Origin of the sequence: Microcoleus sp. B6-A1 (assembly GCF_036705085.1) — a bacterium.
GTDB lineage: Bacteria > Cyanobacteriota > Cyanobacteriia > Cyanobacteriales > Microcoleaceae > Microcoleus.
Genome location: NZ_JAUBTU010000025.1, coordinates 20,161 through 37,673, shown reverse-complemented (window position 1 = coordinate 37,673; position 17,513 = coordinate 20,161). Strand labels below are relative to the sequence as shown.

Annotated in this window: 14 protein-coding genes; 9 read left to right on the top strand and 5 right to left on the bottom strand. The window is 44.5% G+C overall.

Annotated elements, in window-relative coordinates:
* Positions 1–30: 30 nt before the first annotated feature.
* The 3 genes from QUB11_RS11600 to QUB11_RS11590 form a co-directional block, all read right to left on the bottom strand.
* Positions 31–378: a DUF5615 family PIN-like protein gene (locus QUB11_RS11600; protein ID WP_333060153.1), complete on the bottom strand. Its 348-nt coding sequence runs from the start codon at positions 376–378 to the stop codon at positions 31–33.
* Positions 379–690: a DUF433 domain-containing protein gene (locus QUB11_RS11595; RefSeq protein ID WP_333060152.1), complete on the bottom strand. Its 312-nt coding sequence runs from the start codon at positions 688–690 to the stop codon at positions 379–381.
* Between the two features lie 182 nt (positions 691–872).
* The gene (locus QUB11_RS11590; protein WP_333202920.1) at positions 873–3,689 is read right to left on the bottom strand and encodes a valine--tRNA ligase; all 2,817 of its coding nucleotides are present in this window, start codon (positions 3,687–3,689) and stop codon (positions 873–875) included.
* A 499-nt stretch (positions 3,690–4,188) separates the two neighbouring features.
* On the opposite strand from QUB11_RS11590, the gene QUB11_RS11585 reads away from it, so the two are divergent.
* Positions 4,189–4,566 (top strand): GxxExxY protein, encoded by a 378-nt coding sequence (locus QUB11_RS11585; RefSeq protein ID WP_333154313.1) that lies wholly within the window; start codon positions 4,189–4,191, stop codon positions 4,564–4,566.
* 62 nt (positions 4,567–4,628) lie between these two features.
* Here QUB11_RS11585 and QUB11_RS11580 read toward each other — a convergent pair whose 3' ends face one another.
* Positions 4,629–6,281 carry an FAD-dependent oxidoreductase gene (locus QUB11_RS11580; RefSeq protein ID WP_333202918.1) on the bottom strand — a complete coding sequence of 551 codons (1,653 nt, stop codon included), beginning with the start codon at positions 6,279–6,281 and terminating at the stop codon, positions 4,629–4,631.
* A 208-nt stretch (positions 6,282–6,489) separates the two neighbouring features.
* On the opposite strand from QUB11_RS11580, the gene QUB11_RS11575 reads away from it, so the two are divergent.
* From QUB11_RS11575 to QUB11_RS11550, 6 genes are all read left to right on the top strand, one after another.
* The gene (locus QUB11_RS11575; protein WP_333202916.1) at positions 6,490–6,717 is read left to right on the top strand and encodes a hypothetical protein; all 228 of its coding nucleotides are present in this window, start codon (positions 6,490–6,492) and stop codon (positions 6,715–6,717) included.
* A complete protein-coding gene (locus QUB11_RS11570; protein WP_333202914.1) occupies positions 6,717–7,118 on the top strand; it encodes a type II toxin-antitoxin system VapC family toxin in 402 nt (133 codons plus the stop codon). The genes QUB11_RS11575 and QUB11_RS11570 overlap by 1 nt, the downstream gene beginning before the upstream one ends.
* Before the next feature lie 256 nt (positions 7,119–7,374).
* On the top strand, positions 7,375–9,492 hold the full coding sequence (locus QUB11_RS11565) for a GNAT family N-acetyltransferase (RefSeq protein ID WP_333202912.1): 2,118 nt from the start codon (positions 7,375–7,377) through the stop codon (positions 9,490–9,492).
* 17 nt (positions 9,493–9,509) lie between these two features.
* Positions 9,510–9,941, top strand: coding sequence for an ASCH domain-containing protein (locus QUB11_RS11560; RefSeq protein WP_333202910.1), 432 nt, complete (start codon positions 9,510–9,512; stop codon positions 9,939–9,941).
* A gap of 52 nt (positions 9,942–9,993) precedes the next feature.
* Positions 9,994–11,598 carry an AAA family ATPase gene (locus QUB11_RS11555; protein WP_333202908.1) on the top strand — a complete coding sequence of 535 codons (1,605 nt, stop codon included), beginning with the start codon at positions 9,994–9,996 and terminating at the stop codon, positions 11,596–11,598.
* Positions 11,599–11,645: 47 nt separating this feature from the next.
* Positions 11,646–12,842: a 5-methylcytosine restriction system specificity protein McrC gene (locus tag QUB11_RS11550; RefSeq protein WP_333202906.1), complete on the top strand. Its 1,197-nt coding sequence runs from the start codon at positions 11,646–11,648 to the stop codon at positions 12,840–12,842.
* Between the two features lie 91 nt (positions 12,843–12,933).
* Here the strand turns inward: QUB11_RS11550 and QUB11_RS11545 are convergent, their stop codons facing one another.
* A complete protein-coding gene (locus tag QUB11_RS11545) occupies positions 12,934–13,938 on the bottom strand; it encodes a phosphoribulokinase (protein WP_333035850.1) in 1,005 nt (334 codons plus the stop codon).
* A gap of 589 nt (positions 13,939–14,527) precedes the next feature.
* On the opposite strand from QUB11_RS11545, the gene petH reads away from it, so the two are divergent.
* Both petH and QUB11_RS11535 read left to right on the top strand, forming a co-directional pair.
* On the top strand, positions 14,528–15,733 hold the full coding sequence (gene petH / locus QUB11_RS11540) for a ferredoxin--NADP reductase (protein ID WP_333202903.1): 1,206 nt from the start codon (positions 14,528–14,530) through the stop codon (positions 15,731–15,733).
* A 182-nt stretch (positions 15,734–15,915) separates the two neighbouring features.
* The gene (locus QUB11_RS11535) at positions 15,916–17,232 is read left to right on the top strand and encodes a homoserine dehydrogenase (RefSeq protein WP_333202901.1); all 1,317 of its coding nucleotides are present in this window, start codon (positions 15,916–15,918) and stop codon (positions 17,230–17,232) included.
* Positions 17,233–17,513: the final 281 nt, after the last annotated feature.

Here is a 17,513-nt window from a genome sequence, read left to right as displayed (position 1 = left end):
CTATTTTTCTCACACGGAAGTGCGATCGTCCTAAAAAGGAATATACTCAACAGCATTCATCCATTCATCAGATTCCGAGGCTAAAGTAATGAGTTCCAAATCCTTAACAAATTGTCCGATCGTACCGCCTAGCTGATGTCCAAATATCAAACCAGCAAACTGTCTTTCCTGACGCTGCCAATCTTGAGCCATTGCCCTAAAACGGATATCTTGAGTAAACAATACTCTCCCTAGCTGAGTGGCACGTTCCAAAAGTTCATCATCCGGCAATTCTGTCGCACCATCTTCGATCGCCGTCAAAACATCTACACCACGACGGCGCAACTGCTCGGTAATTGCTTGGGGAATGTGAACGTCCATGTACAGAAAAATTGCCACTTACAATAATCCCTTAGCTCGCATTCTCACGAAAAATGGTGAAGGTAAAAGCAAAGATTTTTCCTGTTGTACCTGCTCCCATTCCGCGCGAATCTCCTGCTCAATTTCAGATTGAAAGTCGAAGTAATAAGCCATCGCTGCATGAGCCTCCGACGGCATCAAATAAGGATGCTGGCGGCACATTTCTTCGACTGACCAACCGTAAGCTAAATAATCCATCACAATCTGAACAACCCGCACGCGGGGTATCCGCTGCAACCGTGCGGGTTGACCCGCTACTTTCTCGATATGAGGATAAATTATTGATAGCATAGTGAGATCCCAAACTAAAATCTCTAAATAGTTAAGTTAAAAACCAAAGACCTTGTAAAATCTTATTTGATTATAGCCGATCGCGCCTGCGGTGCGTGAGAGTCAATATTTTCCTTGGGATTCCCAGGTTTTTCGCCCTCACGCACCCTACAAATTGACTAAAAACCGTCAACTGTCAACTCTTAAAACAACTTTAGCCGATCGCGCAAAATCTCGGCTTGTTTTTCGGCTTCCGCCAAAGCATCCCTCGCCCCCTGAACCACATCAGGAGTAGCCTTATCCACAAACTTCTGATTAGTCAAGCGCGCCGCAGTATGCTTAATTTCAGCTTCCACCTTGCTCAACTTCTTCTCCAATTTAGCACGCAAAGCCGCCAAATCAACCACCCCAGCCAGAGGAATCAATACTTGCACAGTACCGACTACCCCAGCAATTGACCCCCCTTGCCCCCCCTTACCAAGGGGGGGATTAAGGGGGGGTTCTGCATCCAAACTAGCCGTAACAGTCAGATTTTCGACTTTTGCCAAATCCTGAATATAAACACCTCCATCTGAGATGATTTGGCGTTCTTTCTCGCTTTCGCTTTGCAAAATCGCCGTCACCTTCACACTGGGTTTGATATCAGCATCTGCCCGCAAATTGCGAATAGTGCGAATTGTACCGAACAACAACTCAAACTGCTGTTCTAATTCAGCATCAATTAGCGAGATATCAGCTTCAGGATAAGCTTGCAAAGCCAAACATCGATCGTCACCTGTTTGAGTCAGAGTGTGCCAAATCTCCTCAGTAATGTGTGGCATAAAAGGATGTAGTAGTTTCAGAATCCCTTCCAACACAAAAGCAAAAGTTTGCTGGGCCACTTTCTTAGAATTTGGTTCAGCATCCTGTTGCAAGCGAGACTTGACTAACTCAATATACCAGTCACAGAAATCGCCCCAAATAAACTCATAAAGTCCCTTCGCCGCTTCCCCCAAACCGTAATTTTCCAAACAATTGCGGCTTTGCTGTACAACTTGATTGTAGCGAGAAAGAATCCAGCGATCGCACAATTCCAACCCTTCCTCTCTCCCCCCCTCAACAAGGGAATCTTCTTCTCTCCCCCCCTTAGTAAGGGGGGGTTGGGGGGGGTGAGGAATTCCCAACTGCTGCGGCGTCTGTCCCTCCAAATTCATCATCACAAACCTAGCCGCATTCCACAACTTATTCGTGAAATTCCGCGAAGCTTCCACTGATTTCGATTCATCAGTTTTGCGATCGTACTCCATACGAATATTTTGACCGGCCCCTACCACTTCCTTAACCAAGGTGTAGCGCAAAGCATCAGTACCGTACTTACCAATCAACAGCAGCGGGTCGATACCGTTATTTTTACTCTTCGACATTTTCTGACCGTTTTCATCCAACACCAAACCGTGAATGTAAACAGTATCAAAAGGCATCTTTTCAGTAAAATGTCCGGCCATCATCGTCATTCTAGCAACCCAGAAAAAGATGATATCAAAACCTGTTACCAAAGTAGTTGTCGGATAGTAAAACTCCAAATCTTTAGTTTCGTCAGGCCATCCCAGAGTTGAGAAAGGCCACAACCCAGACGAAAACCAAGTATCCAGTACATCTGGATCTCTTGCTAGCTGCACATCCTTACCAAATTTAGCCGTAGCTTTTTCCTTAGCTTCAGCTTCAGTTTTCGCCACCACAAACGGCGTTGTATCAGTAATTTCGCCCTGGGTTTCGCTAACAGCATACCAAGCAGGGATTTGGTGTCCCCACCACAATTGTCGGGAGATACACCAATCCTTCAGCTTCACCAACCAATCGCGATAAACCTTTGTCCATCTGTCAGGAACAAAGACTGGTGAGTTACTTTGATCTAATGCTTCTAAAGCACGTTGAGAAAGAGGATCTATCTTTACAAACCATTGCGTAGATATCAAAGGTTCGACCGCAACTTTGCCACGTTCGCTGAAAGGAACAGTATGCTTATAATCTTCTATTTTAACCAAAACCCCGTCACTTTCTAACCGCTGCACCACATTTTTCCGGGCAACAAATCGGTCTTGTCCCTGGAACTCTCCGGCATTTTCATTTAAAGTGCCGTCCTTATTCATAATGTTAATAAACGGCAAATTGTGACGCTTACCCATCTCGAAGTCATTCGGATCGTGGGCGGGTGTCACCTTGACACAACCAGTTCCGAAAGTCGGATCGACAAACTCATCAGCAATGATTGGGATTTCGCGATTTGCGATCGGCAAAGTCACAGTTTTACCGATAAGATGTTTGTAGCGATCGTCCTGTGGATTCACCGCCACCCCAGTATCGCCCAACATTGTTTCCGGCCGAGTCGTCGCCACTTCCAAATAACCAGAACCATCCGTCAAAGGATAGCGGAAATGCCACAAATGGCCCTCAACTTCCTGCTGGTCTACCTCCAAATCCGACACAGCAGACTGACTAGCCGGACACCAATTCACCAGGTAATTACCGCGATAAATCAGCCCCTCATCGTACAGGCGGACAAATGCTTCTAAAACAGCAGCGGATAAGCCTTCATCCATAGTAAAGCGTTCACGCGACCAATCAACAGACACGCCCAAACGCCGCAATTGATTAGTAATAGTATTGCCCGATTCAGCTTTCCACTCCCAGGCCCGTTCCAAGAATTTTTCTCTGCCTAAATCGTGGCGAGTTTTGCCTTCTGCTTTGAGTTGCTTTTCGAGAATAGTTTGAACGGCGATGCTAGCATGATCCGTTCCCGGCAACCACAGGGTATTGCGTCCAGTCATGCGGTGATAGCGGACGAGGACATCAATCAGCGTCTCTTCAAAAGCGTGTCCCATGTGGAGGCTGCCGGTCACGTTAGGCGGCGGGATAACTACGCAGTAAGGTTCGCCGCCTTTTTCGGGGTCAGCTTTGAAGGTTTGGTTGTCTTCCCAGTATTTTTGCCATTTGGCTTCGGTGGCTTGGGGGTCGTATTGGGGTGGTAGGTTTGCGGTCATTGGCGAGAGGGTGCAGGTTTTATATATAAGATTGTGCCACAGGAGAGGGAAGAGAAGAGTTTTGAACCGCAGAGGGCGCTGAGGGCGCTGAGGGAAGAGTGTTGCGAGGGTTTTGGATGTCGTAAAAAAACCTTTCATCCCTCCCCTCTCTGGGCTCTCTGTGTTCTCTGCGGTAAAATCCTCTTAATATCTATTCACCTCTTTACAATCCACTCCATTAAGAGAAGAGGTTTGAACCGCAGAGGGCGCAGAGGGCGCTGAGGCAAGAGTGTTGCGAGGGTTTTGGATGTCGTAAACAAACCTTTCATCCCTCCCCTCTCTGCGCTCTCTGTGTTCTCTGCGGTAAAATCCTCTTAATATCTATTCACGTCTTTACAATCCACTCCATTAAGAGAAGAGTTTTGAACCGCAGAGGGCGCAGAGGGCGCAGAGGGAAGAGTGTGGGGAGGGTTTTGGATTATGATTGTGATTATTGGTTTGAGAAGAGGAGAGAAGAGAGTTGGAAGATGATCTGAATGAGTTGACTTATGCGGTGATTGGGGCGGCGATGGAGGTTCATAAGGAGTTGGGGCCGGGTTTTTTGGAAGCGGTATATGAGAATTCGTTGCGTGAAGAACTCGCTCTCCGGGGAATTCCTTTTGACCCTCAACCTACGGTGAATGTCCTTTACAAGGGTGTTGTGGTTGGGGAAGGCAGATACGATATGCTGGTTGCCAACACTCTTGTTATTGAATTAAAGTCAGTCCAAACTATACTTCCTATCCATGAGGCTCAAGTTATATCATACCTGAAAATGACTGGTTATCCTCTAGCCCTTCTCATCAACTTTAATGTCCGCTTTTTAAAAGAAGGAATTCGCCGCCTCATCCTGTCGTAAAAAAACCTCTCATCCCTCCCCTCTCTGCGCTCTCTGCGGTAAAGTTCTCTTAATATCTCTAATTATTTCACCTCCTTATAATCCACCCCATAACTCGTATCTCTCCCCGACAAATACGTCGTTTTCCCCGTTAAAGTCTCCAGAGCTTTTTTCGTTTCAGCCGAAGTAATCGAATTCAGTGGCACGCCGAACTTGCTAGCCAAACCAGCGGCGACGCCCACACCTTGTCCTTGATAAATATTCACCGTCGCAATTCGCCCGACGGATACAGCCATACCGACATAACCCGACGATCGCCCGACAATGGCTAAATTCTTGACTTTGCTAGCCAAAGCGCTTTCTATCCCGAAATTATAGACGGGTAGCGGCGGAATTCTCGCAGATAAATTCTTGACTCCGCCCCGCATATCGAAATCGTAGGAAAAACTGCCGATCGACTTGGACGCTGCTGTTCCCCCTTTGATAATCTCCTTCCCCGTCAGCGGATCTACCACCTCGCGAACGTTCAAACTTTGCCTGATATAAATCTCGTCTGGAATAAATACTCTCACATCTTTACCAGATTTCTTTTGTAGCCAGTGTTGGAGATGTGACATTTCTTTAATCATCTCAGGAGTCGGTTTTCTGCCGTTAGCTTCCATCTTCATGATTTGGTCAACTTGGTATTTAAACAGAAACCCGTTCCAGGACAGCACATTTTTGTTATAAACGCAGACATTGCCTTTATCAAAAAAGAATCCTTTATTTTGACTAAAGGGCAGATTTCTGTCTATGTGATACGCTGCTCCTATGGCTACGCTTCTGATGTCGTAGCCGTCTGTATATGGCTGATAAATCGTACTCCAGAAATTCCTCAGCCAGAATTTTGTACTGGCCGGATCTTTAGATTTCATAATGCTTTCTTTAATCTTTTTTACCAAAGGTCGATTGTAGAGAATGTCATCTTCTATGCTGCGGAATTCGGACATTGTTATACCTGTAATTGTCGGAACTACAGAGACTGCTAAAGTTTCATTTTTTGATTTTATATTTTGAGATTCATATCCTGTATAATAAGATAATCCGGCTTTTCTGGCTAATTCCGCGTCTTGAGTTACGTCAATAAAAGAGTTGGCTTTAATTCTTAAGGTGCTGCCTTTTACTTCGGCATATTCGATTTTTTTATCTACGACGTGGGGAGTAAGAGTTGAGTTGGAAATTACTCTGACTTTTGCTGCTGAAAGCATTTGCCGGAGAGCTTGATCTGCCCTTTTTGGGTCTAAGCAAGATTCGCGCGCATTCGCTTTATCTAAGAATTCCTTAAAACATTGGGCGTAGGGTTGGCGGTACCAATCGGGGATTTTATCTAAATCGATGTAAGCTAAACCGCCGCGGGTGAGTAAGCCGCCCAAAGGTGCTCTTCCGTAGTTCGATCGCACGATCGCAACTTTGCCCTTTGCGCCTAAAGTTTTCTTCGCCCATATCGCCGCACATATCCCCGGTACTTCATCACCATATACTACTACATCGAACGTTTGCTCCGGTGATTTTTTGGGAGGTACCGGAGGCGGGCTGCTGGGTTTTTGCTGCAGAGTTCCATTGTCTAAGGTAGCACTTGCTGGGTCTCTATTTGCGATATAATTTTCTATTTCTCTGAAAACCGGATAATTCAGTAAAAGTTTTAGGGCGGCAAAGATGATTGCAATTGAAGCTAGTTTCTTGAAAGTAGAGAGCATTCAGTTGACTCGTGGATAAATTTGCAATACCTGATAGGGAAGTTCAGGGTTTACGGAGTTGAATATAGCACGTTTAGATAATTTCGACACAGTTTTAAATTTTCCGGGAACCGTGGTAAACGAATCTTCTCAACCCAAACCTGGTGATGCTGTCCTTGGCGGCCAAAATGCTACAATTACATCAATCACAAATTGAAACATAAAAAACATGACTTTTGAGGCGGTTTTAAATCTTGTCAAGCACTTGTCTCTAGCCGAAAAGTTACGATTGATTAAGTGGATAGTTCCTGAAATAGAACGAGAATTAGTTGTTGGGCCGACTCCCCGCAAATCATTGTGGGGTTTATGTGCTGACTTGGGAATTGCACCTTCTGCCGCTGATATAGATGAAGTTCGCAGCGAAGAATGGGCGAATTTCCCAAGGGAGGATTTCTAATGCTGCGTGCTGTAGCTGATACTCATGCTATTATCTGGTATATCTTTGCCGATTCACGACTTTCGGTGACTGCTAGAACGACAATAGAAGAGATAGCTGCCGAAGGAAATCAGGTGGCTTTTTCATCAATTACATTAGCAGAAATTGTCTATCTGAGCGAGAGAGGGCGGATTAATTCAACTACTCTCGATCTATTATTGAGAGAAGTTGAGAGCGATGATGCCTTATTGGTTGAAATTCCTTTCGATCGCAATATAGCTTTGACTTTAAGGCAAGTTGACCGATCGCAAATTCCCGATTTACCCGATCGCATTATTGCTGCTACTGCTTTGTATCTTAATGTACCCGTTATTAGTCGCGATCGCCGGATTCAATTATCTAGTATAGACACAATTTGGTAAATCTGAGCACTCGGCGCAAGTTGAAATTTTCCGGGAACTGTTGTTAGCGGTTTTGCCTGCGTTACTGGTTTGGGAGGGCTATTGATGCGGGTAAGGATGGTGGGTGCGATCGTACTTTATGACTCCCGACTTTCCCAGCCACTTGTAATGTGATACTGAGAGGGAAGTAAGGGCGAGATAGGCACCCAAATCATTGACTCAGTGGTAAATTTAGATCAAACTGAGGTATGGCGGTAACTTAAGGAGGTACAAAAAAGTGACAGAAGAAACACAGATGACGATTGAAGAGATTGACGAAACATCCCCCCATTTAGAAACTGTTATAGCCCTAGGTGATGCCAATAAAAAAACTCTGGGCTTTTTTACAGAAGGTGCTTTTCGCGAAAGTGCAAGAGATCGGGTGATACTTATAGCACTCACTCCTCAAAAAAATTGCATTGGCTATCTGCTTTACCGACCAGTGCGTCGCAGCAACATTATTGTTATCGTTCATCTCTGCGTCGATCCTGCATATCGCGGTCGGGGTGTTACTAAACAGCTAGTCAATTCCCTCAGCCAAAAAACTCAGAATTTTTATGGAATTCAACTCAAATGCCGTCGCGATTATGGAATAGACAGAATGTGGGAAACATTGGGTTTTATTCCTCTTAACGATCGCCCGGGAAGAAGTAAGGAGGGTAAACTGCTTACTGTTTGGTGGTTGGATCACGGTCATCCAACTATATTTTCTCAAGCTGCTGCACAACAACTAGAGTCTAAAATTTGTGCTGTTATTGATACAAGTATTTTCTTAGAATTGCACGGTAATGAAGATATTGAAAGCGCCGAATCAGACTCTCTACTTGCTGACTGGTTACAAGATTATTTGGAATTGTGTATTACCGATGAGATTTTTAAGGCAATAAACGCGATCTCTGAGGTCGCTCTAAGAAAGCGTAAACGCCTGTTAGGGGAGACTTTTACTAAAATCCACTGCGAGCGGCAGGCTTTTGAAACAAAATTTAAGTCTCTCAATCGTCTAATTTCCAGTATCAATATTGATGAAATAAACGAAGTATTAGTTCGTCAATTAGCACAAGCTATTGCTGCTGATTACTTAATTTTTTTAACTCGCGACCCCAAAATATTAGCTTTAGCAGATGCCGTCTATGAAAACTTTAGTTTAGCAATTATGACTCCTACAGACTTAATTGTTAAACTGGATGATGTTCGCAGAGATACTCAATATCAACCAGTACGGTTTGTCGGCATACAGAATCTCACCATTCAACTAATTGATAGCAAATTTGATAAATTACTGTTAACTAACTGTTTTTATGCGGTTGATAGGGGAGAAAAAATAGCCGATTTTCAGAAAAATCTGCGCCAGATAATTTCCAATCCCGATAAATTCAAGTGTCAGGTCGTTTTAGATGGTGAAAATCAACCGCTTGCTTTAATTGCCTATTGCCAACATAAAAATCACGAATTAGAAGTTACAATGCTCCGAGTTAAACGCGGTGTTCTAGCAGCGGCACTTGCACGGTACTTACTTTTCCACTCCATATCAGTTTCAGTAAAAGAAAACAGGCAATTTACGAGACTTACTGACCAGTATTTCGATGAAATTGTTATACAAGCTATTCAAGAAGATGCTTTTGTTCGAGTTAATAATGGGTATTTAAAGGCAAATCCGCCTGTAGCAGAAACAGCAGCGGATATGTCTCAAAAACTGGCAAACCTAGCAAAAATAGGGGAAGAATATAATTTTTGCATGAAAATTGCCGAGACCCTTAACACTCCCGAATTAATTCAAGATATAGGAACGATGGCAGAGCTTGAACGTCGCCTTTGGCCTGCTAAGATTATTGATGCTGACCTCCCTACTTTCATGATTCCCATTCAACCCAGATGGGCCAAAGACTTATTCGATGAAGAGTTAGCTAAGCAGTGCCTTTTTGGCTCTAAAATTGAGCTAGCCTTAAAACGGGAACTTGTATATTATAAAAGCAAGTCAGCTAATGGTGGCCTCAGACCGGGTGTTATTGGTAGAATTTTATGGTACGTCAGCTCCAATTCATCATTTACTCAGGGGACAAAAGAGGTTAAAGCTTGCTCTAGACTAGAGGAAGTTATAATAGACAAGCCGGAAAAACTCTATCGACAATTTCGCAGCTTAGGAGTCTACGAATTAAAAGATTTAATGACAATAGCCAAAGAGGAACCAAACGCAGATATCATGGCGATAAGATTCAGCCACACTCAGCTTTTCACGAACCCATTGACATTAAAGAGAATTCAGGGAATACTGGGTAAGCAGACAACGGTTCAAAGCGTATTTAGGGTTTCAAAAACTAATTTTGGAATAATCTACAAAGAAGGAACCGCGACCTAGAAAGAGGATAATCACAAATGTCAAATATCTTATTATTATCTATTCGTCCCGAGTACGCAACTAAAATATTCGATCGTACAAAAACAGTTGAACTGCGCCGAGTCCGGCCTCGACTTTTGGATGAAGGAGATCGAGTGGTAGTCTATGTTTCCTCTCCCGAAAAAGCTGTAGTTGGTTCTTTCAAGGTGGATAATATTGTTGAAAAACCCATCACAGAGCTTTGGGAGGAAGTGGAAAAAATAGCAGGAATTAGCCATGAAGAATTTTTTGATTATTACAAAGGTGTAAAAGTAGGTGTAGGCATCTTTTTAAAAGATATTCATAGGTTTAGTCAGCCAGTAGAGTTACATCGTTTAAGAAACAAGTTACCTAACCTTAAACCGCCACAGAGTTTTCGATACCTGACAGCTAATCAGTTTAACATTGTCAATTTATTAGGAGAACGTTAGACAGGAAGTGTTGCTGAAAAATATTAATTAATCGACAGTATTTGAGAATAGCATGGAAGCGGAAAAAAAGGCTGAGTTTGTCAAATTATTTCAAGAATTTGTCAATTCATATCCATACACTCCCGATGGGTTGCGTCACACAGCGGCTTACCAGGAGCAGCGTCAGCAGGGGCGTCGAAATTTTGAAGCGGTCGCTGCTGCTGCTGAGTATGGAGAAGATGTGACTGAATCTATAATGTTGAAACTTCTACCTTACCAAGACTCTCCTACTAATCGACAAATGGGAGCCTGGATTCATATTAATCCGTGCATAATAAAAGGGTTATTATGGAATTCAAAATCGTATAAAAAATTGTCATTAATAGCGCCAGTAAGAATTGCCGAATTAATTTTTTATTTAGTCTGCTGTTGTAACGACGATCCGAGTCAGCTATATTCGACCTGTAGAGAGTTTTCAGAAGAAATGCGCGTCTCCTGGTTCGGCGAGATAGGAATGCTAACGCCTATCCTCAATGCTCTCCGTCCCGATGACTTTCTCGCGATTAATGATAAGTCAATACAGGTGATTAACTATTTCGCCAATACTGCCTACAGCAAACAGCTAATAGACTACTCCGATGCTAACTTAACCGGACACAACCTGATTAAAGAATTAACTAAAGAAATGCACCAGCCTGGCGTTCCATCTATCCGAGAGGACGATCTATTTGATATGTTCTGCCACTGGCTTGTAGAAATAAAAAAATATGACTTTCCTAGTAACGAAGGGCCATTAGTAGATGAGGCAATTGTGTTTGAATACGCTGTAGAAGAAGGAGAGTTGCAACCGGAATATCTTTTGAACCAATGCGCCGAAGAAACTGGCTTTGACGAAACAGAACTAAACCGCTGCATACGCACCATCCACCGCAAGCAACAAGCCATCCTGCAAGGCCCGCCCGGAACCGGAAAAACCTTCATAGCGGAAAAACTAGCCAAACATTTAATCGGTGGCGGCGATGGCTTCTGGGAACTGATACAATTTCATCCAGCCTATACCTATGAAGACTTCATTCAAGGCATCCGCCCGCAAAGTCAAGACGGGCAATTAACATATCCCATAGTTCCCGGTAGATTCCTAGAATTTTGCGAAAAAGCCGAAGCCTGTGAAGACACTTGCATTCTCATTATTGATGAAATTAATCGCGCAAATTTATCTCAGGTATTTGGAGAGTTGATGTATTTGCTTGATGACCGCGATCGCACTGTTAAACTAGCCAGCGGTAAACTATTTAGAATCCCTAAAAATGTCCGTATCATCGGCACAATGAACACAGCAGACCGTTCTATTGCCTTAGTCGATAACGCACTCCGCCGCCGCTTCGCATTCATTCCCGTTTATCCAAACTATGAAGTGCTGCGACAGTATCACCACAGAGAGGAAACAGGTTTTCCAGTTGATAAATTAATTAGCCTTCTCAAAAATGTCAATCTGGCAATTAACAACAAACACTATGAATTAGGCATCTCTTTCTTTTTGACAAAAACCTTAGCTGAAGATATCCAAGATATTTGGCAAATGGAAATTGAGCCATACCTAGAAGAATATTTCTTTGATCAGCAGGAAAAAATGGATGAATTTCTCTGGGATAAAATTAAAGACAAATTAAGCAATTGATAATCTAACGCTACCATTATTACCGAAAACACGGCGTTACAGCATCTATGAAACCAGAATCGCCCCAAATGATCGAACTCACAGAATATAAATCCGAAAGCTTTGAACGAGGTTTTATCCCGGAAGCAGTAGGACAAAAAATATACCAGAATTATGCCAAGGAGATAGATATAGAATTTCCCAACCCTAAAACTAAATATAAATGGGAATTAAAATCTAAAGGCAGAGTTGGTAATATTCCAATTACTCCCGACTTTAAGATTTTTATCCGCCCCAAAGTTCCGATAACAAACTTATTCGGAATGCTTGACTATGCCTACAAACTTAATATCAATTTTCCGAAGGGACAGATTGAGTGCGAATCTTTAGAACAAGTCTATGAACGATTAGCTAACATTCTTGCCCAAAAAATTCTAGAACGCTGTCGCAAAGGATTATATCGCGATTACTTATCCAAAACAGAAAGACTCGCCTACATTCGCGGCCGCGTCGATTTGCGGTCAGCCCTGCAAAAACCTTGGGATGTTAAACTAAAATGCCACTATAACGAACAAACAGGCGATATCGAAGACAATCAAATACTCGCTTGGACACTCTTCATCATTGGCCGCAGCGGTTTGTGCCGTGAATCTGTTTCATCCACTGTGCGACAAGCCTTTCACGCACTCCAAGGATTTGTTACATTAAAACCTTTTAAATCCGAAGCTTGTATTGATAGAAATTATCACCGTTTGAATGAAGATTATCAACTTTTACACGCCTTATGTCGATTCTTTTTAGATAACACAGGGCCGAGTCACGAAACAGGCGATCGCGAAATGCTCCCTTTTCTGATAGACATGGCTAATTTATATGAAAAGTTTGTGGCTGAATGGCTCAAAGCAAATACACCAAAAGGCTTTGAGGTCGAACCACAACACCGAGTTGAACATGACACAAATTATTTCGATAAGATTGACTTAATTATACGCGATAGTGAAACAAAAAAAGTCCAATACGTCCTCGATACAAAATACAAAGCTCCCGATAAAGTAGCCAATAATGACATTCATCAAATAGTTGCTTACGCAAATGCGTTAAAGTGCCAAAATGCAATTCTCGTCTACCCGCAAAACCTCAAACAGCCACTAGATATAAAAAATGACGATATTCGAGTTCGCAGTTTAACTTTTTCCCTAGATAGCGACCTCCATGAAGCCGGAAAAACCTTCTTAAAATCTCTACTTCCAAACACCCTCCCGTAACTCTACTCTGCGCCCTCTGCGCCCTCTGCGGTTCATTTACCCACAAAAAAAGAGGCGCAATTGCGCCTCCCAAATCTTTCATGTCGGTGTTCTAAACACTAACAGCCACTTTCGCTTCTTTTGCAGTCAACTTCTCGTAAGTCGCCCGCATCTTCAATCCGACTAACACTTGGAACAAACCAGTTCCATTGTTGGAACCAGGATATTCGCGGTGCTGGAGTAACAGGTGAGTTAACTCGCCTTCATACTTCGCAGAAGTCTTGCTCAAATGGCTTTCTATGTAAATAACTTCTTCGAGATTCTCGAATTGACCATCTACTTCCAAAATCGAGACTTCGTGACCGTAGAAAGCATCAGGCCCGTAGTACATCTTAATTCCGGGATAGGAACAAGTCAGCTTGCGGCCGCAAGGAACCCAGTTAATTGTTGAACCTTCGTCAAACAAATACGCAGGCTCAAAATTGGCGATGCCTTCGCGCTGGATCATCTGCACACGCAGAACTTTCCGCTCTTTGTCATCTTTGATCAAGTTGGTGGGCAACACTTGAATTACCACATCAGCATATTGCTTTTGCGGGTCGATGTAGGCGGTAAAATCCGGTTTGCGAGCATTGATTGCAAACAGCACGTCTTCGTAACGGTGGCCCCGTTCCGCCATGTCGCGCTGGATTTTCCAAGCAATTTTTACCTCGTCGCTGATGTCGAGGTAGACGCTGAAGTCGAGGAGCGATCGAACTCGCTCGTCGTACAGGGGATGCAGCCCCTCAATCACAATCACATGATTCGGCTCTACCCGCTCAGGAGGGTCGAGCAGACCGGTTTCGTGGTTGTAAATCGGCTTGTCGATCGCATGACCTTCTTTGAGAGCCTTCATTTGCTCGGCCATGAGGTCAAAATTGTTGGCTCTAGGGTCAAGGGCTGTAATCCCTGTTTCCTTGCGCTGCTTGCGATCGAGACAATGATAGTCGTCGAGGCAGATTACAGTAACGAAATCTTCCCCGAACAAATCTGTCAATCGGCGTAAAAAAGTAGATTTTCCGCATCCGGAATCTCCGGCAACGCCAATTAAAACCACGCGATCCGGCTTACTGGTCATAGTTTCCCTCTAACAAAATCACTGTTTACTAACTAACTCAAGTCTAGATTCCACAAAATTTCAGCCCGCAGGTAGCCACAAGCAGGCTTTGTACTGCTTTGCTACCCCGAGAGGATCAAGTTCTCACCAGCATACAGCAGTGAGTTGACTGCCTGCCCGGGAAGACCCAAGCAATCTTCAAGGCAAGTAATTAATACTAACTTTAGCGGTTAATCTTACCAGAATGCGTCGGCCCCCTACAAGCTCAGCCTCATTAAACTGCTCGAATCTTCCTTGATCTGGTGGGGCGCTCCCCAAATCACAAGGACTTATCGGGGCAGATCCCCCGATCGGGTAAAATATTGGCAGTACGCAGACAACAATAGCTATAGGTCAACAGCCGAACGCAAAGCGGGCTCGGTGAGCGCGGCGTTCGGCTAGTAGGGATTTGATAACGCGAGCGATCGCAACTTCAACACTACGGACGGCGTGGCGAGGCCCAAAAATTGGCGCGGCCAATTAGTCCCGATGGCCTTAAGAAAAAAGTAAATTGAGTCTAACGTCACATTCTCTTTCTTTATAACTCTGTATCGTGAAGGAAAATCAACAAATGTACAGCCCAAGCATATCTGGTGTTGCGGCAAACTCAGAATCAGGCAGCCGCATCTTTGTTTACGAAGTGGAGGGTATGCGTCAGAGCCAAGCGACTGACCAAATAAGTAACCCGATTCGCCGTAGTGGTAGCGTATTTATCTCCGTGCCCTACGATCGCATGAATCAGGAAATGCGTAGAATTGCTCGCATGGGTGGAAGAATTGTCAGCATCCGCCCCTCAAACAGCGCTCCCGAAACAAATGGCAAAGTCGCACCAGAAGCAGGGCTACAGAGTCAGAAATCTGGAGAAGAAACTAAGCCCATGACTCAAGCCAAGGAAAAAGTTCAGGTTCCTGTTAACCTCTACAAGCCGGCCAATCCCTATATTGGTAAGTGCATTTCTACAGAAGAATTAGTCAGAGAAGGCGGCGACGGCACAGTCCGCCACGTCACCTTCGACATTTCTGGAGGCAATTTGCACTATCTCGAAGGTCAAAGTATCGGGATTATTCCCGATGGCACAGATAAAAACGGCAAACCTCACAAAATTCGGCTTTACTCGATCGCCTCCACCCGTCACGGCGACCATCTCGACGACAAAACAGTCTCGCTGTGCGTGCGCCGCCTAGAGTACAAAAGCCCGGAAACTGGCGAACAAGTCTTTGGTGTTTGTTCGACTTTTCTCACCGGTTTGCAACCTGGAGATGATGTCAAAATCACCGGCCCCGTAGGCAAGGAAATGCTGTTGCCCGACGACGAAGAAGCCACCATTATAATGATGGGTACCGGTACGGGGATTGCTCCTTTCCGGGCTTATTTGTGGCGGATGTTTAAAGAAAACAATCCCGATTACAAATTCAAAGGTTTAGCTTGGCTCTTCTTTGGAGTTGCTTACACTCCCAACATTCTTTATAAGGAAGAGTTGGAACAATTGCAGCGCGAGTTCCCTGATAATTTCCGCTTGACTTATGCCATCAGCCGCGAGCAAAAGAATGTTGACGGCGGCAAGATGTACATTCAAAACCGGATTCAAGAGAACGCAGACCAATTGTGGGAATTGGTTCAAAAGCCGAATACTCACACTTATATCTGCGGTTTGAAGGGTATGGAAGGCGGAATTGATGAGGGAATGTCGGCGGCGGCTGGCAAGCACGGTGTTGAGTGGGCTGCCTATCAGAAACAGTTGAAGAAAGAACACCGTTGGCACGTTGAAACTTATTAATCTGTTACCTGATTTAATCTGATTTGTAGGGTGGGCTTGGCTCGCCCTACAATTGTTTTTAGGGCAATTGTATCCGACTTGTAAGGTACTGAATGCGTACCCTACCATACTATTTTCATTGATCCGGTACGCCAATAGCCTACAATGGTTGTGGCTTAATTGAGTTTCTACGGGTCAAAGTCGTGGCTTTCAAAATTGGTTTGTTAGGTTTGGGTACAGTTGGCGCGGGAACAGCAGAGATTTTGCTCTCCCCAGATGGTCGCCATCCACTGTTGCAGGAATTGGAAATCTATCGGGTGGGAGTGCGCGATATTTCTCGAACTCGGTCTTTACAATTGCCAGAAAATGTGCTGACAACTGACCTAGAAGCGATCGCAACTGACCCGGAAATTGATATTGTAGTAGAACTGATTGGCGGATTGGAACCGGCGCGATCGCTCATTCTGCAAGCTATTGCCAGCGGCAAGCACGTCGTCACTGCCAACAAAGCAGTTATCGCCCGCTACGGGAATGAAATCTTCGAGGCCGCCAACAAAAAAGGCGTTTACGTAATGCTAGAAGCTGCTGTCGGCGGCGGCATTCCAGTCATTCAAACCCTCAAACAATCCTTAGTTGCAAACCGCATTCAAACTGTCACCGGCATCGTCAACGGCACAACTAATTACATCCTGACGCGGATGCAAACAGAAGGCGCAGACTTTGCCGAAGTGCTCGCCGACGCTCAGCAATTAGGGTATGCTGAAGCTGACCCCACAGCAGATGTAGATGGATTAGATGCTGCCGATAAAATTGCTATTTTAGCCTCGCTAGCTTTTGGCGGACGCATCAAATTAGCAGATGTTCACTGCGAAGGTATCAGAAAAGTTAGTGCGGCTGATATTGACTACGCCGACAAGCTGGGATTTGTGATTAAATTGTTGGCTATTGCTCAAGAAACCTCCCACTACAATGGCAAGCAAGCTGAGGGAGAAAGCGAACTGCTGTCAATTCGAGTGCATCCGAGTTTTGTGCCGAAAACTCATCCGCTGGCGAGTGTTAACGGGGTTTACAATGCCATTTTAGTCGAAGGAGAGCCGATCGGGCAATTGATGCTGTATGGGCGCGGCGCCGGTGCAGGCCCCACAGCTAGCGCCGTAGTATCCGACATTATAAATGTGGCGGCAATCCTGAAAAGCCAAGCTGTTCCGATTCCTCATCCTTTACTCAGTTGCAGTCACCAACACTACTGCAAAATTGCTCCGATGCAGGAACTTGTTACTCGCTTTTACGCTCGTTTTCTGACGCGCGATACTCCGGGGGTAATTGGCAAACTAGGCACTTGTTTCGGCAACCACAAAGTTAGTTTGGAATCAGTTGTGCAGACGGGAATTCACGGCGATTTAGCAGAAATTGTCGTCGTGACTCACGATGTTAGGGAAGGGAATTTTCAACAAGCACTCGATGAAATTCGCGCGATGGAAGCAGTCGATAGTGTTGCTAGCACGTTGCGAGTTTTGTAAAAGTGATTTGGTAGGGGCGGGCGGGTTTTACCTACAATATTTGCCAATAATTGACAATCTCTAAAACCCGCCCTCGCCCAACGGTAAATCAGAATGTACCGGGTGCTTGTAGGGGCGGGTTCACAAACAATAATTGCCTGAAACAAACAATCTCGAAAACCCGCCCGAACCGAACCATAAATCATCATGTACCTTTCCGAGGCGATGCAAATTTCGGGTTGACGTAGGTTATCGGTAGTGGGGGGCGGGTTTATCTAGATTGTCGGTAATCGTTAGATATG